This is a genomic window from Candidatus Ryanbacteria bacterium CG10_big_fil_rev_8_21_14_0_10_43_42 (assembly GCA_002793915.1).
Classification (GTDB): domain Bacteria; phylum Patescibacteriota; class Minisyncoccia; order Ryanbacterales; family 2-02-FULL-48-12; genus 1-14-0-10-43-42.
Map to the genome: position 1 here is coordinate 27420 of PFEF01000005.1, position 19373 is coordinate 46792.

Annotated in this window: 19 protein-coding genes, 3 tRNA genes and 1 other RNA gene; 21 read left to right on the plus strand and 2 right to left on the minus strand. The window is 44.0% G+C overall.

Annotation, left to right across the window (positions count from 1 at the left end):
• Nucleotides 1–6: 6 nt before the first annotated feature.
• The 6 genes from COU90_01625 to COU90_01650 all read left to right on the plus strand — a co-directional run bounded on the left by COU90_01625 (nt 7) and on the right by COU90_01650 (nt 4107).
• Nucleotides 7–330 (plus strand): histidine triad nucleotide-binding protein, encoded by a 324-nt coding sequence (locus COU90_01625; GenBank protein ID PJE64523.1) that lies wholly within the window; start codon nt 7–9, stop codon nt 328–330.
• 33 nt (nt 331–363) lie between these two features.
• A complete protein-coding gene (locus COU90_01630; protein PJE64524.1) occupies nt 364–582 on the plus strand; it encodes a hypothetical protein in 219 nt (72 codons plus the stop codon).
• Between the two features lie 7 nt (nt 583–589).
• The gene (locus tag COU90_01635; GenBank protein PJE64525.1) at nt 590–1045 is read left to right on the plus strand and encodes a hypothetical protein; all 456 of its coding nucleotides are present in this window, start codon (nt 590–592) and stop codon (nt 1043–1045) included.
• Between the two features lie 12 nt (nt 1046–1057).
• Complete coding sequence (ybeY, locus tag COU90_01640; GenBank protein PJE64526.1) at nt 1058–1480, plus strand: rRNA maturation RNase YbeY; 423 nt, start codon at nt 1058–1060, stop codon at nt 1478–1480.
• A 66-nt stretch (nt 1481–1546) separates the two neighbouring features.
• On the plus strand, nt 1547–2776 hold the full coding sequence (ftsA, locus tag COU90_01645) for a cell division protein FtsA (protein ID PJE64527.1): 1230 nt from the start codon (nt 1547–1549) through the stop codon (nt 2774–2776).
• A 155-nt stretch (nt 2777–2931) separates the two neighbouring features.
• Entirely contained in the window at nt 2932–4107 is a 1176-nt protein-coding gene (locus COU90_01650; GenBank protein ID PJE64528.1) for a cell division protein FtsZ, read from the plus strand.
• A 301-nt stretch (nt 4108–4408) separates the two neighbouring features.
• Here COU90_01650 and rnpB read toward each other — a convergent pair.
• An RNA gene (gene rnpB / locus COU90_01655) (RNase P RNA component class A) lies at nt 4409–4850 on the minus strand.
• 121 nt (nt 4851–4971) lie between these two features.
• On the opposite strand from rnpB, the gene COU90_01660 reads away from it, so the two are divergent.
• The 6 genes from COU90_01660 (at nt 4972) to COU90_01685 (ending at nt 12833) form a co-directional block, all read left to right on the plus strand.
• Nucleotides 4972–7452, plus strand: a complete 2481-nt coding sequence (locus COU90_01660; protein PJE64529.1) for a hypothetical protein — start codon at nt 4972–4974, stop codon at nt 7450–7452.
• Between the two features lie 73 nt (nt 7453–7525).
• Nucleotides 7526–9202, plus strand: coding sequence for a hypothetical protein (locus tag COU90_01665; protein ID PJE64530.1), 1677 nt, complete (start codon nt 7526–7528; stop codon nt 9200–9202).
• Nucleotides 9203–9576: 374 nt separating this feature from the next.
• On the plus strand, nt 9577–11406 hold the full coding sequence (locus COU90_01670) for an elongation factor 4 (GenBank protein PJE64531.1): 1830 nt from the start codon (nt 9577–9579) through the stop codon (nt 11404–11406).
• Nucleotides 11407–11659: 253 nt separating this feature from the next.
• Nucleotides 11660–12046 carry a hypothetical protein gene (locus tag COU90_01675; protein PJE64532.1) on the plus strand — a complete coding sequence of 129 codons (387 nt, stop codon included), beginning with the start codon at nt 11660–11662 and terminating at the stop codon, nt 12044–12046.
• 46 nt (nt 12047–12092) lie between these two features.
• Complete coding sequence (locus COU90_01680) at nt 12093–12659, plus strand: hypothetical protein (GenBank protein ID PJE64533.1); 567 nt, start codon at nt 12093–12095, stop codon at nt 12657–12659.
• A 103-nt stretch (nt 12660–12762) separates the two neighbouring features.
• Nucleotides 12763–12833 (plus strand) — tRNA-Gly (locus COU90_01685).
• 55 nt (nt 12834–12888) lie between these two features.
• On the opposite strand, the gene COU90_01690 is transcribed toward COU90_01685, so the two are convergent.
• Nucleotides 12889–13209 carry a hypothetical protein gene (locus COU90_01690; GenBank protein PJE64534.1) on the minus strand — a complete coding sequence of 107 codons (321 nt, stop codon included), beginning with the start codon at nt 13207–13209 and terminating at the stop codon, nt 12889–12891.
• A gap of 93 nt (nt 13210–13302) precedes the next feature.
• Here COU90_01690 and COU90_01695 point away from each other — a divergent pair.
• The 9 genes from COU90_01695 (at nt 13303) to COU90_01735 (ending at nt 19373) form a co-directional block, all read left to right on the plus strand.
• A tRNA-Thr gene (locus COU90_01695) sits at nt 13303–13378 on the plus strand.
• Nucleotides 13345–14460 (plus strand): peptide chain release factor 2, encoded by a 1116-nt coding sequence (locus tag COU90_01700; protein PJE64535.1) that lies wholly within the window; start codon nt 13345–13347, stop codon nt 14458–14460. The genes COU90_01695 and COU90_01700 overlap by 34 nt, the downstream gene beginning before the upstream one ends.
• Before the next feature lie 12 nt (nt 14461–14472).
• The gene (locus COU90_01705) at nt 14473–15156 is read left to right on the plus strand and encodes a cell division ATP-binding protein FtsE (GenBank protein PJE64536.1); all 684 of its coding nucleotides are present in this window, start codon (nt 14473–14475) and stop codon (nt 15154–15156) included.
• Nucleotides 15157–15164: 8 nt separating this feature from the next.
• Nucleotides 15165–16073: a hypothetical protein gene (locus COU90_01710; protein PJE64537.1), complete on the plus strand. Its 909-nt coding sequence runs from the start codon at nt 15165–15167 to the stop codon at nt 16071–16073.
• 219 nt (nt 16074–16292) lie between these two features.
• Nucleotides 16293–16366: transfer RNA gene (locus tag COU90_01715), tRNA-Gln, on the plus strand.
• Between the two features lie 106 nt (nt 16367–16472).
• A complete protein-coding gene (locus COU90_01720) occupies nt 16473–17093 on the plus strand; it encodes a hypothetical protein (GenBank protein PJE64538.1) in 621 nt (206 codons plus the stop codon).
• Between the two features lie 496 nt (nt 17094–17589).
• Nucleotides 17590–18012, plus strand: coding sequence for a hypothetical protein (locus tag COU90_01725; protein ID PJE64539.1), 423 nt, complete (start codon nt 17590–17592; stop codon nt 18010–18012).
• A gap of 75 nt (nt 18013–18087) precedes the next feature.
• Nucleotides 18088–18810: a disulfide bond formation protein DsbA gene (locus COU90_01730; GenBank protein ID PJE64540.1), complete on the plus strand. Its 723-nt coding sequence runs from the start codon at nt 18088–18090 to the stop codon at nt 18808–18810.
• A gap of 2 nt (nt 18811–18812) precedes the next feature.
• Nucleotides 18813–19373: a hypothetical protein gene (locus COU90_01735; GenBank protein PJE64541.1), complete on the plus strand. Its 561-nt coding sequence runs from the start codon at nt 18813–18815 to the stop codon at nt 19371–19373.

A 19373-nucleotide genomic window follows, 5' to 3' on the forward strand; every position in this document is an offset into this window, starting at 1 on the left:
CATTTTATGGAAGATTGTATATTTTGCAAAATAACCAAAAAGGAAGCGCCGGCGGAAATACTGACCGAAACGGATAATTTGGTGGTATTTAAGGATATTAAACCATCAGCGCCGGTGCACCTCTTGATTGTTCCCAAAAAACATGTAGTATCAATTGCAGAGCTGAAGGCAGAAGATCGTGGCCTTGTTACCGATATGATATATATGGGAAAGGATATGGCGGTAAAAGAGGCTCTTTCCGGGTATCGCTTATCGTTTAATGTGGGGCGCGGAGGAGGTCAGCTCGTGGATCATCTTCATCTGCATTTGTTGGGAGGATGGAATCAATAGTACTCCTACCTAAAATAATAATAATATAGAGATATGCCATTATTTGTACATAAAAAGCAAAAGGAGTCGGTAGGCGCGTTCTTGCGTCGTTTTTCGCGTGTCGTGCAACACAGCAAAGTTCTTGTGCGCGTGCGAAATAATCAATTTAGAAAGCGTCCTTTAACGGAGCGGCTTGAGAAATATAACGCCATTCGTCGTGCGGAGAAGCATGTAAAAATGGAGAAATTACGCAAACTGGGTAAGGTAGAGTAGAGAACATATGTCGAAAAAGCAAATAGAAGAACATCTCATGCAGGCCATGAAAGAAGGGAACGACGAAAAGCGTTCCATCTTACGTATGGTTCTTTCCACGATCCGTAATGCGGAAATTGAAAAGGGTAAAAAGGATGAAGGTCTTTCTCCCGATGAAATGATTCAGCTTTTGCGTACTGAAGTAAAGAAGCGAAAAGAAGCGGCGGCTGAGTTTTTAAAGGGAAACCGTTCCGATCTTGCCGAAAAAGAAGAACGTGAAGCCGCTATGCTTACGGTATATTTGCCCCCGGAGCTTACCGATGATGAGCTTATCGCTATTATACGGAAAGCCATTACGGAAACGGATGCTACGTCGGAAAAGGATTTTGGGGTGGTTATGAAAACAACCATGACGCTTGCAAAAGGGCGTGTGGGGGGAGATCGGGTATCTATTGCGGTAAGAGAAGAGCTTAAGAAATTGTAAGCTAGAACATTTGTGGTGTCTCGAAAAAAAATCAGCACATTAGCTATTACAAATACTACGTCATACCGCATCCCGCGCAAACTTTTGCAGGATGCCTTTTCTCTTGCGGCTAAAAAGCATATCATGGAGGTAAGTCTTGTATTTTTATCGAATGCAAAGATGCGTACTCTAAATGCAACGTATCGGGGGAAGGATTATTCTCCGAATGTTCTTGCTTTTCCGCTTGATGAACATGGCGGAGAAATTTGTATAAATCCCATGGTGGCGAAACGGGAAGCTAAAGAATGTGGATGCACGTTACGTATGCGTTTTGTGCAATTATTTGTCCATGGTCTTTTGCATCTACAAGGGAAAGATCATCAAAATACAAAAGACGCCGAGGAAATGGAACGGGAAGAAGACAGTATCGTGCGGAGTGTAATACCTACTGTATGAGAAGTTTCCGGAAATGGAGTTTCTTAAAAAGCCCCTGTTCTATTACATAAATCTTAACCAAAAAGGATGGGAAGAAATAATATAACGGTAGGGCTTGATGTGGGCTCATCCACTATTCGTATTGCGGCTATGGCACCGGACACAAACGAAGGTGCTTCTTTGTTGGGATACGGCGTTTCTCGCGCGCTTGGTGTGCGCCGGGGAATTGTTATTGATGTAGCGGATGCAACAAAAAGCATTTCTGAAGCGCGTACGGAAGCGGAGCGTATTATTGGCATGCCTATTACGCATGCGTATGTTTCGTTTGGCGGACCGGGGCTTATGGTATATTCCGCCCGCGGAACGGTTGCGGTTTCCCGTGCCGACGGAGAAATTAGTGAACATGATATTGACCGTGTTCAACAGGCAGCTCACGCCGAGTTGCCACAGCTTTCGAATAGGGAGATTTTACACGAAGTCGTTTTAACATATGCCGTAGATAGGGAGGTTGATATTAAAAATCCGGTGGGCATGATTGGTAATCGCTTGGAAGCGCAAATGCTTTTTATAACGGCATTTACACCGCATCTAAAGAATTTATTACGCAGTGTAGAGGCCGCCGGTATTACGGTGGATGATGTTGTGGCGGCTCCTCTGGCATCCTCTCGTGCGATATTATCCAAGCACCAGAGAGAAATTGGCGTTTTGCATATGGATATAGGGGGCGCTACGGCATCACTGGCGGTGTTTGAAGAGGGATCGCTCCTTTCGGCAAGTATTTTCCCCTTGGGATGCGATCATATCACTAATGATATCGCTATAGGGTTTCAAATTCCGCTTGATGCCGCGGAGCATATGAAGATCATGCATGGTACGCTTCTTTCCGAGGCGGAATCGAAAAAAGACGTAGTACGCCTGGCAGATTTCATGCCGGAATCGGAAGCATTTGTTTCGCGGAAAGATCTTGCCGATATTATGGCCGCTCGTGCCGCTGATATTTTTGAAATGACGGAAAAGCATTTGAAGAAAATTGGACGCTCCGGCTTACTGCCTTCGGGCGTAGTGCTTACGGGAGGGGGAGCGAGTATGCATGGCGTTGTTGATTTCGCTCGCAGAGAACTTAAGCTTCCGGCGGAGATCGGTATGATTCAGGCGGTTGCCGCACCGGAGCATATTCTTATTGATCCGGCTTGGACGGTGGCGATAGGACTTTGTTTATGGGCCGGAGAAAGTAATACGGGGCGTTCATTTGGTGCGTTTTCAATGCCAAAGGTGGGAGCATATATTATGCGCGTTATTCGTCCGCTTATTCCGTAAACGTATTTTATCCCCACTCTATCCACAAGAAATACCCATATGTGTTCTTTAGAGCACATATCTTTTGTTATTAGCGCAAGATTGACGGCGCTTCATGAGGGCATTAGGATAGACATACACAGGTACGCCGAATTATAGTAATTTTTCATTGTATTATGCCAAGTATTAAACCAGACGTAGAAGCATTTGCCCGTATTAAACTTGTCGGTGTGGGGGGAGCCGGAGGAAATGCGGTAAATCATATGATTCGTCTCAAAGTACAGGGGACGGATTTTATTGCCATCAATACCGATGCGCAGGATCTTCATCATAATCTTGCTCCCAAAAAAATTCACATAGGAAAAAATCTTACAAAAGGATTAGGTGCCGGCATGAATCCCGAGCTGGGACGACAAGCGGCCGAAGAAACAATTGAAGAAATTAAGGATGCTCTTAAGGGAGCGGATATGGTTGTTGTTGTTGCGGGTTTGGGTGGCGGCACCGGCACCGGAGCGGCTCCGGTTGTCGCCGAAGCGGCGCGTCAGCAAGGAGCACTTACTATTTCGGTGGCAACAAAACCGTTTTCATTTGAGGGCGCACAACGCATGCGTATTGCTGATGGCGGTATGGAAAAACTTAAAGATGCCGTGGATGCCATGGTTATGATTCCAAATGATCGTTTACTCGCCGTGATTGAAAAAGGAACATCGTTCAAAGAGGCGTTTATCGTATGTGACGAAGTGGTGCGTCAAGCTGTTCAGGGAATTTCCGATCTCATTACTATGCCGGGTATCGTAAATGTGGACTTTGCAGATGTAAAAGCGGTTATGCAGGACGCCGGATCGGCGCTTATGGGTATCGGAAAAGGAACGGGAGAAACGCGTTCTACGGATGCGGCAAAGCAGGCAATTAATTCGCCCCTTCTCGATATCGCCATTGATGGTGCGCGCGGCGTTCTCTTTGCTATTCATGGTGGAGCAGATATGTCCATGTGGGAAATTCAAGAAGCCGCCCGCGTTATTACGGAATCTATTGATAAAGATGCAAAAGTTATATTCGGCGCCGTGGAAGATACGCGTCTTAAGAAGGGTGAGATGCGAGTTACCGTTATTGCTTCGGGATTTCCGGCCGATGCACGCATTGGCATGGGGCAACCTTCGGGAGTTCCAATAGCATCGGTGGCGGACACGTCTTCCACGGAACGAAAACGTTCACCTTCGGGAGAAACGGTGATTAGTGTTACAAAATCAAATCCGGCACGTACCCAACCGGCAAAAAATGAAAACGAAGAAGACGAGGAGAAGGAAGATAATGAGTGGGATGTTCCGGCATTCTTTCGCCGCCGAAGGTGAGGTTGGCAAAGAGTTATATATAGATTTTGAATTCTCGTGATATCATGAGTAATCGCAAAAAGAAAAACACTCGTGGAAACACGAGTGTTTTGATAGGAGCGCGCGTCATTTTAGTTAGATGGCGGCAAGTTTAACAGCAGTAACAGGGCTAAAATAATAAAAAATACACCAAAAACATAAAGGAGACACAGTCCCACTTTGGTTGTTGTGCTTATCCGCATTAAGAACCTCCTATGACTCTTTATATATTAAAATACATTGTCGAGCAATCAAAAAACCCGCCGGTAAGGCGGGCTTAATGACGTGCGTATATCTATAAGCCGGGTTCTGTACCAATTTTATACAGAATATAAAATTGGCGATGATCATCTATCTAGTCGTACAATTACTTGTACGATCAAGCTCCTTCCTTACATTAAGTAATGCAAGGCACAGGATTGCACCGGATAAGTGTTTTTCACCCGATATTGTTGCCAATGCCGGCTGTGAGCTCTTACCTCACCTCTTTTCACCCTTACCCGGCACATATTTGATATGCGAATACATACCAAATATGTGCCGGGCGGTATAGTTTCTGTGACACTATCTCGTTCCGCATAATGCGGAAGGCGGCCGTTAGCCGCTATCACTCCTTCGACATTGCGTCAAAGCGGTGCCCGGACTTTCCTCCCGACATATATCTATTTCTAATAGATATGTATCTAAGAAATAGATATACACCCGGCGATCATCCGATATACAACGCATATTATACAACCTTAATAAATATAAGTCAATAATGCTCTTACTTGCTTGGATGAGCGGTATGCATCTATAATGAAGTGTACGTTGTGTGATATCAGGATAAGTTAATTAATAGGAATTATGGAACCACCATTAACAAAAACATCTTTTCGGAGTGAAAATGTTTCCGGGGAATGGGAAGAAGAAGCAGGATCAATAGCGATACATGGAAATACTGTTTTCGAAGAAGATGAACAGCTAAAAACATCTTCATCCGACGAATCAGAGGAGGATTCTGTATGGACGCGCATTACTCGCTGGGTAGTGTATCTAATAGCGTTGTTAGCGCCGCTTTGGTTTTTGCCGACGACGGTAACACCGCTTGAAACCAATAAGCTTTTCCTTGTTTCCTTTCTTGTTATTATCGGATTCATCGCATGGTTGGGTCGTGCCATTTATGCGGGAAACGTTCGCATACCCCGCAGTCGTTTGCTCCTTGCTTTGCTTGTGTGGCTAGGTATATATCTCCTTGCTTCTGTTTTTTCTGGAAGTCCGGATACAAGTTTTTGGGATCCGACGGCACGTTCATTTTTCAGCCTTTTGATATTTTCACTAATAACATTTCTCACCGCTGTTAGTTTGGAAGCAAAAGATATCCGCCGAGTATACGGCTTTCTTCTTATAGCTGGTACGATAGTTGCGGTATTTACTCTTTTTCGTACGGTGTTTAACCTTAATTTTCTCCCCTGGACATTTGCGGGCGGGCGTACATTTAATCTTATCGGATCATGGAATGCGCTCGGTATCTTTTTCGGATTTTTACTGGTGACGGTGGCGCCTCTCTTGGAAGGCAGTCTTCCGCGCATTACAAAAGCATTTTTGGGTATACTTGCGGCGGGATCATTATTGTTAGCGGCTCTAGTTAATTTTTCTTATGTATGGATTGGTATCGGCTTTATATCCATTATGTTTCTTGCGTATTATTTGTCTCGTTCCGTCAGTAGAAAAGCAATCGGTATGCCGCTTATTCTTCTTCTTATATCCGTTTTATTTTTTCTTTCCCGCAATCAGATTGGCGCGTTTGTAACGGCTCTTAACGCACCTCTTGATGTAACGCCGTCATTTTCCACCACGTTGCATCTTACGGGAGAGGTGTTAAAAAAATCACCCGTTTTCGGACTGGGACCAAATACATTTGGTCAGGCATGGGATTTATATAAAGATCCAAACATTAACAATACTGTTTTCTGGAGTCTTCGTTTTGAAACGGGGTCAGCTTCTGCGACAACTCTTCTTGCCATGACAGGCGTACTGGGCGGTATCGGATTTCTTGTGTTTATAGGACTGATTATATGGTATGGCCTTATGTTGTTGGGAAGGTTTCCTGATGAGGAAGGACCAATTAAGAAATCCATTGTGATAGGAACTTTTTTGGGAACCGCCTTCCTGCTGTATGCATGGTTTGTGTATCCGCTTAATAGCGCGCTTTCCATACTTACATTCTTGTCTATCGGACTTTTGATTGCCGAGGGGCGCATTATCGGCTTGGTTAAAGAGCGGAAATTTTCCATTGTAGCTGATTCTTCCAAAGGGTTTATCGCCGCTCTTCTCATAATTTTCTTTATGGTGTTTGGTGTTGTCGGTGTTTATATTACCGGACAAAAATATGTAGCATCGGTGTTTTATGGTCAGGGTATTTCGCGTCTTAATGAAGATGGAGCTGTTAATGCCGCAGAAGATTCATTTCGGCGCGCTGTTACGTTTGATGCAAATCGTGATGAATATTTGCGCGCGCTTGCTCAAACATCATTTATAAAATTACAACGCAGTGTGCAAAATGCCGAAAATCTTCCCGCCGAAGATGTTCAGAATACATTTCAGCTTGCCCTCTCCAATGCTATATCGAGCGCTCTTGCCGCTACACATGCAAATGGCGGGGATTCGGTGAATTGGCGGCTTCTCGGACAAATCTATGAAGTTGTCATTCCGTTCGTAGACGGAGCATCGGAAGCATCCATTAATGCATATAAGGAGGCTATTGACCGTGCGCCATTAAATCCATCGCTCCGTGATGATGTTGCCCGCGTATATCTGATTATGGGGGATCAGGTTCAGGCACGGGAATCATTGCAAAAAGCCATTGAGCTTAAAGGGGACTACGCAACGGCTCATTTCCGGCTTGCACAGATTGCGTCCATTAAAGGAAATACGGAAGACGCAATTCAGAATACCGAACGAGCAGCTCTTTCGGCTCCGAATGATATCGGTATTCTGTTTCAATTGGGGCTCCTGTATTATCAGGAAGACCGTTTTTCCGATGCCCGGCAGATTTTGGAACGCGCAGTACGTTTAAGTACTAACTTTTCCAATGCACGTTATTTCCTTGGTCTCACGTATGCCGCATTAGGAGAGGATGTCAGTGCTATAGAGCAGTTTACGCGTATCGCGGAGCTTAATCCGGATAATAGGGAAGTTAAACAGATTTTAGCGAATTTGGAAGCAGGACGAAATCCTCTTTCGGGTATTTCGCCTCCCGGACCTGCTCCTCTTGAGCGGGAACAGCCTCCGGTGGAAGAAGAAATTACGGAAGAGCCGTCGGATGAAGTCATAAACGAAGAATAGCAATATAATGAAAATAAAGCGGTTACGATTAAGTCCGGTAAAGACGGTGTCGTTGTGACCGTTTTTATGTAACATGAGACGAGTTCTGGAGTTGTTCCATAGAGAATTAAAAGGAGTACATCAAGCTGCCGTGCTTCTTGCGGGAGCAACAATCGTAAGTAGTCTTTTAGGGCTTTTGCGTGATCGTTTTTTGGCGTCCACCTTTGGTGCCGGTGCCGAGCTTGATATTTATTATGCGGCATTTCGCATTCCTGATTTTCTCTACACGGTTTCCATTTTATTTATAGCGTCTACGGCAATTATTCCCGTATTTCTTGATGTTCTTGTAAAAAACGAAGAACGTGCCAGGGAAATTATTCATGCGCTTTTGACAATTTTTCTGTTATTTATGGGGGTGGTACTAGGGATCGTATATCTGGCGCTTCCGAATATATTGCCCTTTCTTGTTCCGGGATTTGGCGGCGAAGACAGTGCGCGTGCCGTTGAGGTATCGCGTATTTTACTTCTTTCTCCTCTATTTCTTGGTCTTTCGCATCTTCTCTCAAGCGTTACGCAGACATTTAAGAGGTTTTTTATATATGCCTTAAGTCCGCTCTTTTATAACATGGGTATTATAGGGGGAATTATATTTCTAGTGCCTCGTTTTGGCTTGTCGGGACTTGCAGTGGGTGTTGTTGTGGGGGCGTTTTTACATATGGCTATTCAACTACCAAGCATTATACGGCTGGGATTTCCTCTCGGCTTTACATTTGTATTTCCGCGGGAAATAAAAGATATTCTTATGATTTCTTTTCCGCGTACTATCGGTCTTGTTGCTATGCAACTCACGTTTATAGCCATTACCGCCATAGCATCCACTATTGGTGTGGGGTCTATTGCAGTATTTAATCTCTCTTATAACTTGCAGTCCATTCCGCTTTCCGTTATCGGTCTTTCTTACAGTATTGCGGCATTTCCCACCATGGCGGAGCTTGTCATAAAAAAAGACCGAAAAGTATTTTTCGACCATTTGGGCATGGCGGCGCGGCATATTATGTTCTGGACCATGCCGCTTTCCATTTTATTTTTGGTGTTGCGTGCGCACATTGTCCGCATTATCCTGGGCGCCGGAGCATTTGGGTGGGTGGATACGCGCCTTACGGCAGCAAGTCTCGCATTATTTTCTTTTGGTATTGTGGCACAGAGTTTAGTTGCGTTATTTGTACGATCATTTTATGCGCTAGGGCGTACAACAGCTCCGGTGGTTCTTAATGTATTTTCTATGGGACTCACCGTTGTTTTTGCATTCGTCTTTGTTTCCCTTTTGAATACAGGATCAATGTTTGCCGATATATTTTCACGTATCCTTCGCGTAGAAGGTGTTCCTAATATTTCCATGCTGGGACTTCCTTTTGCGTTTGCATTAGGGAGTATTATAAATGCTGTGTTGTTGGGAATAGGTCTTTCGCGTATTGATTCATTGTTTCGAAATTGCCGTATTCTTGTTTCTTTGGGGGAAATTATGGTTTCAAGCGCATTATTGGGAATTACATCCTATATAGTTCTTCATGTTTCGGCAAATTGGTTTAATCAGGAAACATTTCTGGGTATATTCCTGCAAGGAATATGTGCCGGTCTTGCGGGAATAGGTATGTTTCTATTATTTCTTAGAATAAGAAATAATAAAGAATTCAAAGAAGTATACGTGGCCCTCACACGAAAGTTTTGGAAAGAAAACGATGCTTTTGCGCCGGAGCAAGACAGGATCTAATATAAAATATATGTTATAGAGGAACTTATGCACAGGAATATGGAAACAAGCAAGGAGTATATGGTATAATATAGGTCATATGGGAAACATGTATACTAATCAAAAAAGCACAACATCTCGCTCTGAAGAACGGCCGCATAAATATGGTCCTTCCGTTATCCATCTCATCGCTATCGGCGGCATTCTTCTTATAATGATAGCGACCATTTTTGCAATGCAGTCATAGGGTGTGTTGCAAGGAGGAAATAAAAAAACCACGCTTATAGGTGTGTTTTTTTTATGGAATAATCGTATGGTAATATTCTTTTTTTAGAATCTTTTTCTGTAAGCATAATTTTGACAAAAGGCTTGCCGCGTAGCACAATGGATACGCTATGAATACATCACCAGACCGCATACGTAATTTTGTAATTGTTGCTCATATTGATCACGGAAAGTCCACGTTGGCTGATCGTTTCTTGGAGGTGACCGCCACCGTTGAAGACAGGAAGATGAAACCTCAACTTTTAGATCAGATGGATCTGGAGCGTGAGCGGGGCATTACTATTAAAATGCAGCCGGTTCGCATGCTCTATACCCTCCATGAAGTTCCGTATACTCTTAATTTAATAGATACACCCGGACATATAGATTTTTCGTATGAAGTATCGCGCGCGCTTGCCGCAGTGGAAGGTGCCATTTTGTTGGTGGATGCAACGCAGGGTGTGCAGGCGCAAACGCTTACCAATCTTTATATTGCTATGGATCAGAATCTTACGATCATTCCCGTTTTGAACAAAATAGATATGAAGGAGGCGAACATAAAAGAATCGGAAGATGAGCTTATACAGCTTTTAGGGGTTGAGCGGGAAGATATTATGAAAGTTTCGGGAAAAACCGGAGAGGGTGTAAAAGATCTGCTGGAAGAGGTTATAAAAAAAGTTCCACCGCCTGCGGTTTCCGGAAATACTTCCCTGACACGCGCCCTTATATTCGACTCGGCATACGAAAGTCATAAGGGAATTATTGCATTTGTGCGTGTTATGGAGGGGTGTATTGCGCGCGGAGATAAGGCTCATTTTCTCGCAACGGATGCTTCGGCGGACGTAAAAGAAGTAGGAATTCTTCTTCCGGAACACACATCCTCCCATTCCTTGGAAGAGGGTGAGATCGGGTATATTGTAACAGGAATTAAAAATCCGTCCGATGTGCGTATCGGAGACACTGTCTCGGTACAGCATACGAAGCAGATAATGAAGGTAGAACAGCTTCCCGGCTATCGGGAATCGCGTCCGATGATTTGGGCAAGTTTTTACCCCGAATCTCAAGATGACTTTGATATGCTGGAAGAGGCACTGGGTCGTTTGCAGTTAAATGATGCCGCGCTTACATTTGAAACGGAATCATCTTCCAGTATGGGACGCAGTTTTAAATGCGGATTTCTCGGTATGCTTCATTTAGAGATAGTAACGGAACGCTTAAAAAGGGAATTTAATGTTCCCGTTATAACAACAAGTCCATCGGTGGCATATGAAGTAACGCGAAATGACGGCAGTACGGAAATTATTTCTTCTCCGGTAAAGTTTCCACCCAAGGATCAAATTATGCATGTACGTGAACCATGGTTCTCCGTGGATATTATTGTTCCGGAAGCATATCTTGGTAATATTTTAAAACTTATTGATGCTCACGAAGGATCAGTCCTTTCCACCAAGCCGTTCGGACAGGGAGAGAATAGCGGGGATTCAGGACGGCTTATAGTGGCATCGGAAATACCGCTTCGGGAAATTGTTTCGGATTTTTTTGATACGCTAAAAAGCGTAAGTTCTGGATATGCCTCCATGCATTACGAAGATGCCGGCATGCGTCCGGCGGATGTGGAGCGCATGGATATTCATGTAGCGGGTGACAGTGTTCCGGCGCTCTCGCGTATTCTTTCCCGAAAAAAAGCTCCATATGCGGCCCGTGAAGCCGTGAAGTCATTAAAAGAAATACTGCCCCGCCAGTTGTTTCAGGTAAAAGTCCAAGCTCTTCTGGAGGGACGCATTATAGCATCGGAAACAATATCCGCCCTCAAAAAAGACGTTACCGGCTATCTTTACGGAGGGGATAGGACACGCAAAATGAAGCTTTGGAAAAAACAGAAGGAGGGAAAGAAGAAATTAAAGGAGATGGGACGAGTTACCATTCCTCCGGAAGTTTATCTTAAAATGATGAAAAAATAACCACTATCCGAAATATTCGGAAGCGAGATTTCCGCCGTCCACTCGAAGCCGGAGAATATCGAGAGGTTTTTCCTTTTATGGTATCCTGGTATTAGCCAAGTTATCAGAAAAAAAGAGAAGGACCGAAAGAGAAAATAATCATGCTAAGAGCAATGAGGATACTAAAGATAACCCACATGCTCTTAAGAACTTGTTTTGATTTTCGTGACCGCATATATACAAGTATAAAGAATTAGAAAACAATAAGGAAGTCATGAGAAATTTTCAAGAAAAACGACAATGGCGCGACATTTTATCTTCCCGGTTTATTATTATACCGCTCTTTTTACTTCTTATTATTGGAGGCGTTTCCAGTTTTCGCGCCCTTATGCAGGGATGGGAAGCTCAAAGTGCACGTAAAGAAACGGAAGTGCGCATTCAGGAGCTTGAAGAAGAGCGGCGCCAGCTATCATCCGAACTGGAAGAGTTTAAGAGCGGGCGCGCTATAGAGCGCGAAGCACGGCAAAAATTGAATTTACGTAAACCTGGTGAAGAAGTCATTATTATTGTAGATGGCGAAGATAAGGAAGATAGTCCTGTTTTGGAGAAAAAGGGAATCGGCGCCCGTGTGGCCGATTTTTTCAGGCAGTGGAGAGAATAAGAAGTTTTTGCTATGCTGTAATTATTATTATGAATACTTATATTATATGAAACGATCCGCTGGTGTTATTCTTGTTATTGTGGCCATTTTTGGTCTGGGGCTATTTTTTACGGGACTCTATCCGGTGGCACGCATAAACGAGGATATTGTTCTGCGTCGTACGTTTAGTGAACGCGCAAAAGCGCTTATACAGTTTGAAAACAGAACGCGCTCACGCATAAACGGAGCAGAACTTACGGAGGATGAACAGCGGGAATTGGAGCGTGTTGTTCTTGAAAATCTTATTATAAACACGGTTCTCACGCAATACATTAGACATAATTTTACCGAAACAGATCTTTTTATTGAAGCGGAACTGCGAGTGGAAGAAGCGCTTTCATCGGCCGATGCCGATGTATTACCGCGTGCTACAAGCGAGCTGTATGGATGGAGTGTTGATGAGTTTAAAAAGAATGTACTTTTTCCACAGGCGCTCATGACCGTTCTTGAAGAGCGGGTTTCTGTGGATAATTCCAATTTTAAGGAATTTGTACGGGAACAGCTTGTGTATAGTGACGTTTCCCTTTATCTTATTCCGTGGAAATGGCAAAACGGCGAGGTGGTGGAAAGATAAATTCGCAAGAAACCATACATTATATGGGTGGTACGCATATTCACGGAATAGGCGGACACCGTTTAGTAACGGAGTGTAATCGTGCGTAATATAAGCGCTACCGGCGAGTGTGGTATAACGGCATTACGTAAGCTTCCCAAGCTTGAAACGAGGGTTCGACTCCCTTCACTCGCTCATTCGGTTATACTCCCCGCAAGAAACCTGCCGGTGCGTTAATGAAAAAAGGACGTTACGGTTCCAATAATAATCGCTTTTCGAAGCTTCCACGTTCTTCAATTATTTTGTTTTTCACCGCATTAACATCTTCCTGTGAAAACCCTTTTATGCTTCGCATAATATCGGTAATTTCGTAGAGGTATGCAAGTCGTGTTTTAATAAATTCCGCATTATCCGGCTCCTCCGTCATTTCTTGTATTTCTTCAATAAGTTTTCGTCGAAGCCACTCAAAGTATTCTGTATCATCTTCCAGAACGCGTGTTTTAAGTTTCGTGCCTTCGGCCGCAAATTTTTCGGGCATCTTGTCCCGAATCAGTTTTTTAAATATTTTCATACAGATAGTATACTATACTCTGTACTTTTTATGCCACCGTTTTTTTGTCATTGAAAAACATGAATTACCATGCTATTTTTGTACATACGTCATGCCACCTTAGCTCAGCTGGTAGAGCGGTTCCTTCGTAAGGAAATGGTCCGCGGTTCGAATCCGCGAGGTGGCTCCATGAACGATCTAAAAGAACGTCTTGTGCAGATAATGGAATCCGTTTCCCACTGGCAGGCGGGAAATATTGACATTGCAGGAAAAAAGGAAGAAATCATTCGATTAGAGCACGAGGCAACTCTGCCGGCATTCTGGGATAATTCAGAGCATGCGGCCGAGGTGACAACTCGCATGGCTGACCTAAAGGAAGAAATAGAAATATGGGACGCATTATTCGGCGAAGCAAAAGAACTGGAAGAACTATTGGCGGTTGCCGGTGCGGATGAATCCCTGTATGAGGAACTTACGGAAAAAATAACGGTTCTTGAAAAAAAATTAAAGGATGCCGAAATGACCCTTTTATTTGCAGGAACATATGCCCGCAAGGGTGCTACCGTATCTATCTATGCGGGTGCGGGCGGACAGGATGCGGAAGATTGGGTGCGTCTTCTTCTTCGAATGTATCAAAAGTATGCAGAAGATAACGGATGGTCCGTAACGGAACTGCATCGGCATGAAAATGAAATGGGCGGTATTAAAAACATAACGTTTGAAATTGCGGGGAAAAACGCATACGGATATTTAAAAGGAGAGCAGGGCGTACATCGTTTGGTGCGTATTTCTCCGTTTAATGCCGATAAAAAACGACATACGTCATTTGCGTATGTAGAGATATTCCCCGACATTGATGATGCGCCTGATGTTCATATAAACGAGGATGACATCGAATACGACTTTACACGTTCCGGCGGCAAGGGCGGACAAAACGTTAACAAGCGCGAAACGGCCGTGCGGCTTACGCATAAGCCGACCGGCATTGCGGTGCGCGTGGAAACACAGCGTTCACAGGGACAAAACAAAGAACGCGCACTCAAACTTCTTCGGGCAAAACTGTATCAGTTGCGGGAAGCATCACATAAAAAAACAATAGAAGAATTAAAAGGCGCAAAAATAGCTATAGAATGGGGGAGTCAAATTCGTTCGTATGTATTTCATCCGTATCAGATGGTAAAGGATCATCGCACGGGCGTGGAGACGTCCCAAGTTGATGATGTCCTTGAGGGAGGGCTGGATGATTTCATTGCGGCGGAAATTCGGTTATAATAGAAATCACATATGATATTTTTTGATAACGTATCACGGATCTATTCAGGAAATGCGATAGCGCTCGAAGGAGTAACTCTCACCATCGAGCCGGAAGAGTTTGTTTCTATCGTGGGACAGTCAGGAGCGGGAAAGAGTACGCTTCTTCGTCTCTTACTCGCAGAAGAGAGTCCTTCTTCGGGAAAAGTTTTTTTTGATTCTCTGGCATTAGATGAGCTAAGCCAAAAACAGCTCACGCCCATACGCCGTCGCATTGGTACGGTGTTTCAGGATTTTCGTCTGCTACCGCATAAGACCGCATATGAAAACATTGCCTTTGCAATGGAGGCGGCCGGTCAGCCGGATGATGCAATTCATTCCGATGTTCCGCAGGTACTGGAACTTGTGGGTCTTCTCGATAAAGTGGAAAACTTTCCGCATGAGCTTTCCGGGGGAGAAAAACAGCGCGTTGCTATAGCGCGCGCCATTATAAACCGGCCGGATGTGGTTATCGCAGACGAGCCCACGGGAAATCTTGATCCGCTTAATACTTGGGAAATAATTAAACTGCTTGCAAAAATAAACGAGTTGGGAACAATCGTTCTTTTAGCCACGCATAATCGTGATATTATTAACGCATTAGGAAAACGGGTCATCACGCTTGAAAAAGGGCATGTCGTTCGGGATGAAAAAAGAGGCCGTTACGTACTTAAATAACGCATACTATGTTTATAACAATCAAGCGCATCACCAAAGGAGGTATTATAAATTTTTGGCGCAATGGCTGGATATCATTTGCCACCGTTTTGGTTATGGTCATAACTCTTTTTGTAGTGGGAGGTCTTTTTTTGGGGAGTGTTGTTCTTTCATCGGTACTTGATTCTCTGGAGGATAAAGTTGATATCACAGTATATTTTGCCCAGGAAGCGCCGGAGGGGGATGTTGTTGCTGTGCGGGATGCACTTCTTACGCTTGGCGAAGTAGAGGACGCGCAGTATATTTCCCGCGAGGAAGCATTATTAAGTTTCCAGGAACGGCACAAGGAAAATACTCTTATTACGCAGTCGCTTGCCGAACTGGGTGAAAACCCCCTCGGTGCCAGTATAACCATTCGTGCCACCGATCCGTCGCATTATGAGGCAATTAGTAATTTTCTGGAGGCGAATGTTCTCTCTAGTATTCTCGATAAAGTAAACTTCCGGCAAAACGAGCTTGTTATCAATCGGCTTACTAATATTCTTGATGTATCGCGTCGCGTAGGCATTGGTGCCGGGATTATTCTGGGATTTGTCGCGTTTATCGTTGCGTTTAATACCATACGCATGGCAATTTACACGAGCCGCGAAGAAATAAAAGTAATGAAGCTTGTGGGTGCTTCTAATTGGTACACGCGCGGTCCGTTTTTAGTAGAAGGCTTTCTCCACGGTCTCTTTGCGAGCATTATTACGATACTGGTATTTTTCCCCATTACGTTCTGGGTGGGACCGCGCGCGGAAGCGTTTTTCGGCGGTCCTGATTTGTTCATATACTACACAACCCATATCATACAATTATTCCTCCTCCTTTTCTTTGTGGGCATTATGATAGGCATCCTCTCAAGTTCCTTTGCCATTCGCCGGTATTTACGGGCGTAAAACGGAGAGCCTCGATCTACACTTGCTTTTTTTATGCGCTTTTGATACCCTTAAAAAAGATCCTCTCTTTACCTGCCGTAAGCGGACAGGGTCATAAGCAATTCTCTCCTCCTGAATTAAGCTGGCCTTGTCCGCTCCCTCTTCATTTTTCTCTGCCCTTCGGGGCTTTTCTTTTTGGTTGATTAATCATCTTTCATACGTTACATTATGAGTACCTATTGCCGGATAGTGAAATGGTATCACGATTGGTTCTGGTCCAATTATTCTAGGTTCGAGTCCTAGTCCGGCAGCCAGTTCGTGCGTAGTGTTTATGCTCAAGGAGCGTAGCGATCTCGTGCGCTCAAGGTGCGTTGTAGGCAACTTGTTATAAAAATATGGCGGTTGCGATAAAATAAAACTATGAATAAAAAAACTAACATTCTGTGCATCCATGGAGGGATGACGTTTAAAAATAAGAAAGATTATCTAAGTTTCTTAAGGAATAGGAAGATATCGATTGATAAGAAGGTAAAGTGGTCGGGCAAGTATTTAGATGAGAAGCTAGGGCGAAATTTCCAGATCATTAGGCCAAGGATGCCGTTACAAGACAATGCTATGTACGAAGATTGGAAAATTCACTTTGAAAGACACCTTCCATTTTTGAAAGGGAAATTTATTCTCATTGGAGAATCACTCGGTGGTGTCTTCTTGGCTAAATGGCTATCAGAAAATAAATTACCTAAGAAAGCAGTTTCTGCATTCTTAGTATGTCCTCCTTTTGATAATGATCTGATTGGAGAAGATTTAGTTGGAGGTTTTAATCTATCTAAAGACCTGTCTAAACTCACTCACAACGCTAAAAATATTTATCTGATGTTCTCAAAGGATGATGATTGTGTCCCTGTGTCTCATGCTGATAAATATAGCAAGAAGCTACCCGATGCGAATATCATTATTTACAAAAGCAAGAACGGACACTTCAATATCTCCAGCTTTCCTGAAATTGTGAGATATATAAAGGATGACGTTCGTAAAAGGTAAGGTGTCTTGCCCGAGTGTTTGTTAACGTGCTCGAAGAGCGTCGAATTGGTAAAATAAAATAGTTGAAAATAACCTTGCGGGGCTTGATCGACCACGGTTCTAGCTCGACTCGGCCAGCCCAAATTTTGCCCAAATCTTCGATTTGGATGCAAAACTTTAGGGCACTGGAGCTCCACAGAGCTTAGCGCATACATTATAAAGAAACGCAGCGACTATACGATTTTGTTTACTTATAACCGAAAGGAGTTAGAAAACAAGAAGTGCCCTCGTGGTAAAAACTTCAGGTGCCAAAGCCCGCGCACGGGCGTGGTACATACCTGTCAAATCTTCGATTTGGATGCAAAACTTTAGGGCACTGGAGCTCCACAGAGCTTAGTGCATACATTAGGGTGCCAAAGCCCGTCGCGGCATACCTGTTGAGTGCAGTATCCAGAAAGAAAAACCCACCCGCGAGGGTGGTTTTTCTTTCTTCCAAAATCAGCTATAATTTTAATTAATGAAAACTGTTTCGCCGATTTCAAAGTACCTCCTTCTATTCGCTGTTCTGGCGTTCTTTCTTGTCAGTTTTTTTGGGTTGGGACATACAAACATGGCAACAGGTCCGGATGGACAAATGTCCTCAAGTAACTGCTTCATGCCCGGCATGACGGCATCGCTCTGTCAAATGAATCCATTTGAGCATATCGCCACGTGGCAGAGTATGTTCACTGCGATACCGAGTCAGAGTGATTTTGTCTTGCTTCTTTTTGCTTTACTCGCGCTTAGTGCTTTTTTCATTCGGTCATATCAGAGTATGGCCCCACCTCAAGCACTCGTCTTGTTACAACCAGTATTTGCATACTACAAACGGCGCATGCCAATAATGCATTCACTTCAAGAAGCATTCTCAAACGGCATTCTCCACCCAAAGATTTTCTAAATACAGCTGCTCTCGTTAGCAAAAAGCAAAGCGGTTTTTTGCCGTTTATTAATCCTTAATCATACTCAATTAATTATGGAAGAATCATCAAAAACAAATATATTATCAATCCCCATAGCAATTGTCATTGCCGGAGTACTCATTGCCGGAGCTGTTTACATGGGCACTAGTAATAAGGCGGGCATTGCAGAAAACCGGCAGCCGCAAGTTGCTGAACAACAGCAATCAGGAAATCTCGATCAGATGGCTCCCATTACAAGCGAGGACCATATTCGCGGCAATCCGAATGCCCAAGTTATAATCGTCGAGTATTCCGATTACGAATGCCCGTTCTGTAAAGGATTCCATTTGACTATGCAGAGAATTGTTGATGAGTATGGCGACAAAGTTGCATGGGTCTATCGGCACTTTCCGCTCGATTCCATTCACTCAAAAGCGCGCTCGGAAGCGTTGGCGGCAGAGTGTGCCGCAGAGCTTGGCGGTAACGATGCTTTCTGGAAGTTTACTGATCGCTTCTTCGAGCTGACGCCGTCAAATAATCAAACAGACACGGCTACCGTACTGCCGCAAATCGCGCGTGAGATTGGACTTAACGAACCACAGTTTGCTTCATGTCTCACAAGTGGAAGGTACGATGACCACATTCAAGCAAATCTCGATAACGGTATTGCAACCGGCGGAAACGGTACTCCATGGAGTATTGTTGTTACAAAGAGTGGTAAAAAATACCCGCTCTCGGGCGCACAGCCGTACGCATCAGTGAAGCAGTTCATTGATCTTGCGCTCCAAGAGAAATAACTATGAGCACCCATCTGCACAACATCAAACAAGCGTTTACGGAGGTGTTCGCACATACTTCCTACATCGCGCTCGCAAGCGTACTTACGCTTTTTGCGTTTGTGTTTGCAGTGTGGTTCCCGAATCTCGGACTCATCATTGACGTATTCACCACTTCAAGTGCTCCGATAGTAGCAAAACTTAAACTCATAATGAGCTTACTTGGCGGTATCGGTACCAACTTTAGTGTGCTTTCTGCAGGATACACAATTGCTATTGCCATTCTCTTCGGAATACTTGTCGCGATGATTGTCTATCTTATAAGGAAGAGACAAGCACAACTTGGAGGTGGCACTCTTGCTACGGGACTTGGTGGCGTGTTCAGTGGCATCCTTGGTGTTGGATGTGCAGCTTGTGGATCCTTCCTCCTCATGACAATACTTGCTTCATTCGGAGCGACGGGTGCAATAGCGCTTCTACCACTCAAAGGAGGAGAGTTCGGTGTTGTGAGTGTCGGATTACTTGTTATATCACTTGCGATCACCGCCAGGAAAATTACTGAACCATTAACATGCGAATCATAA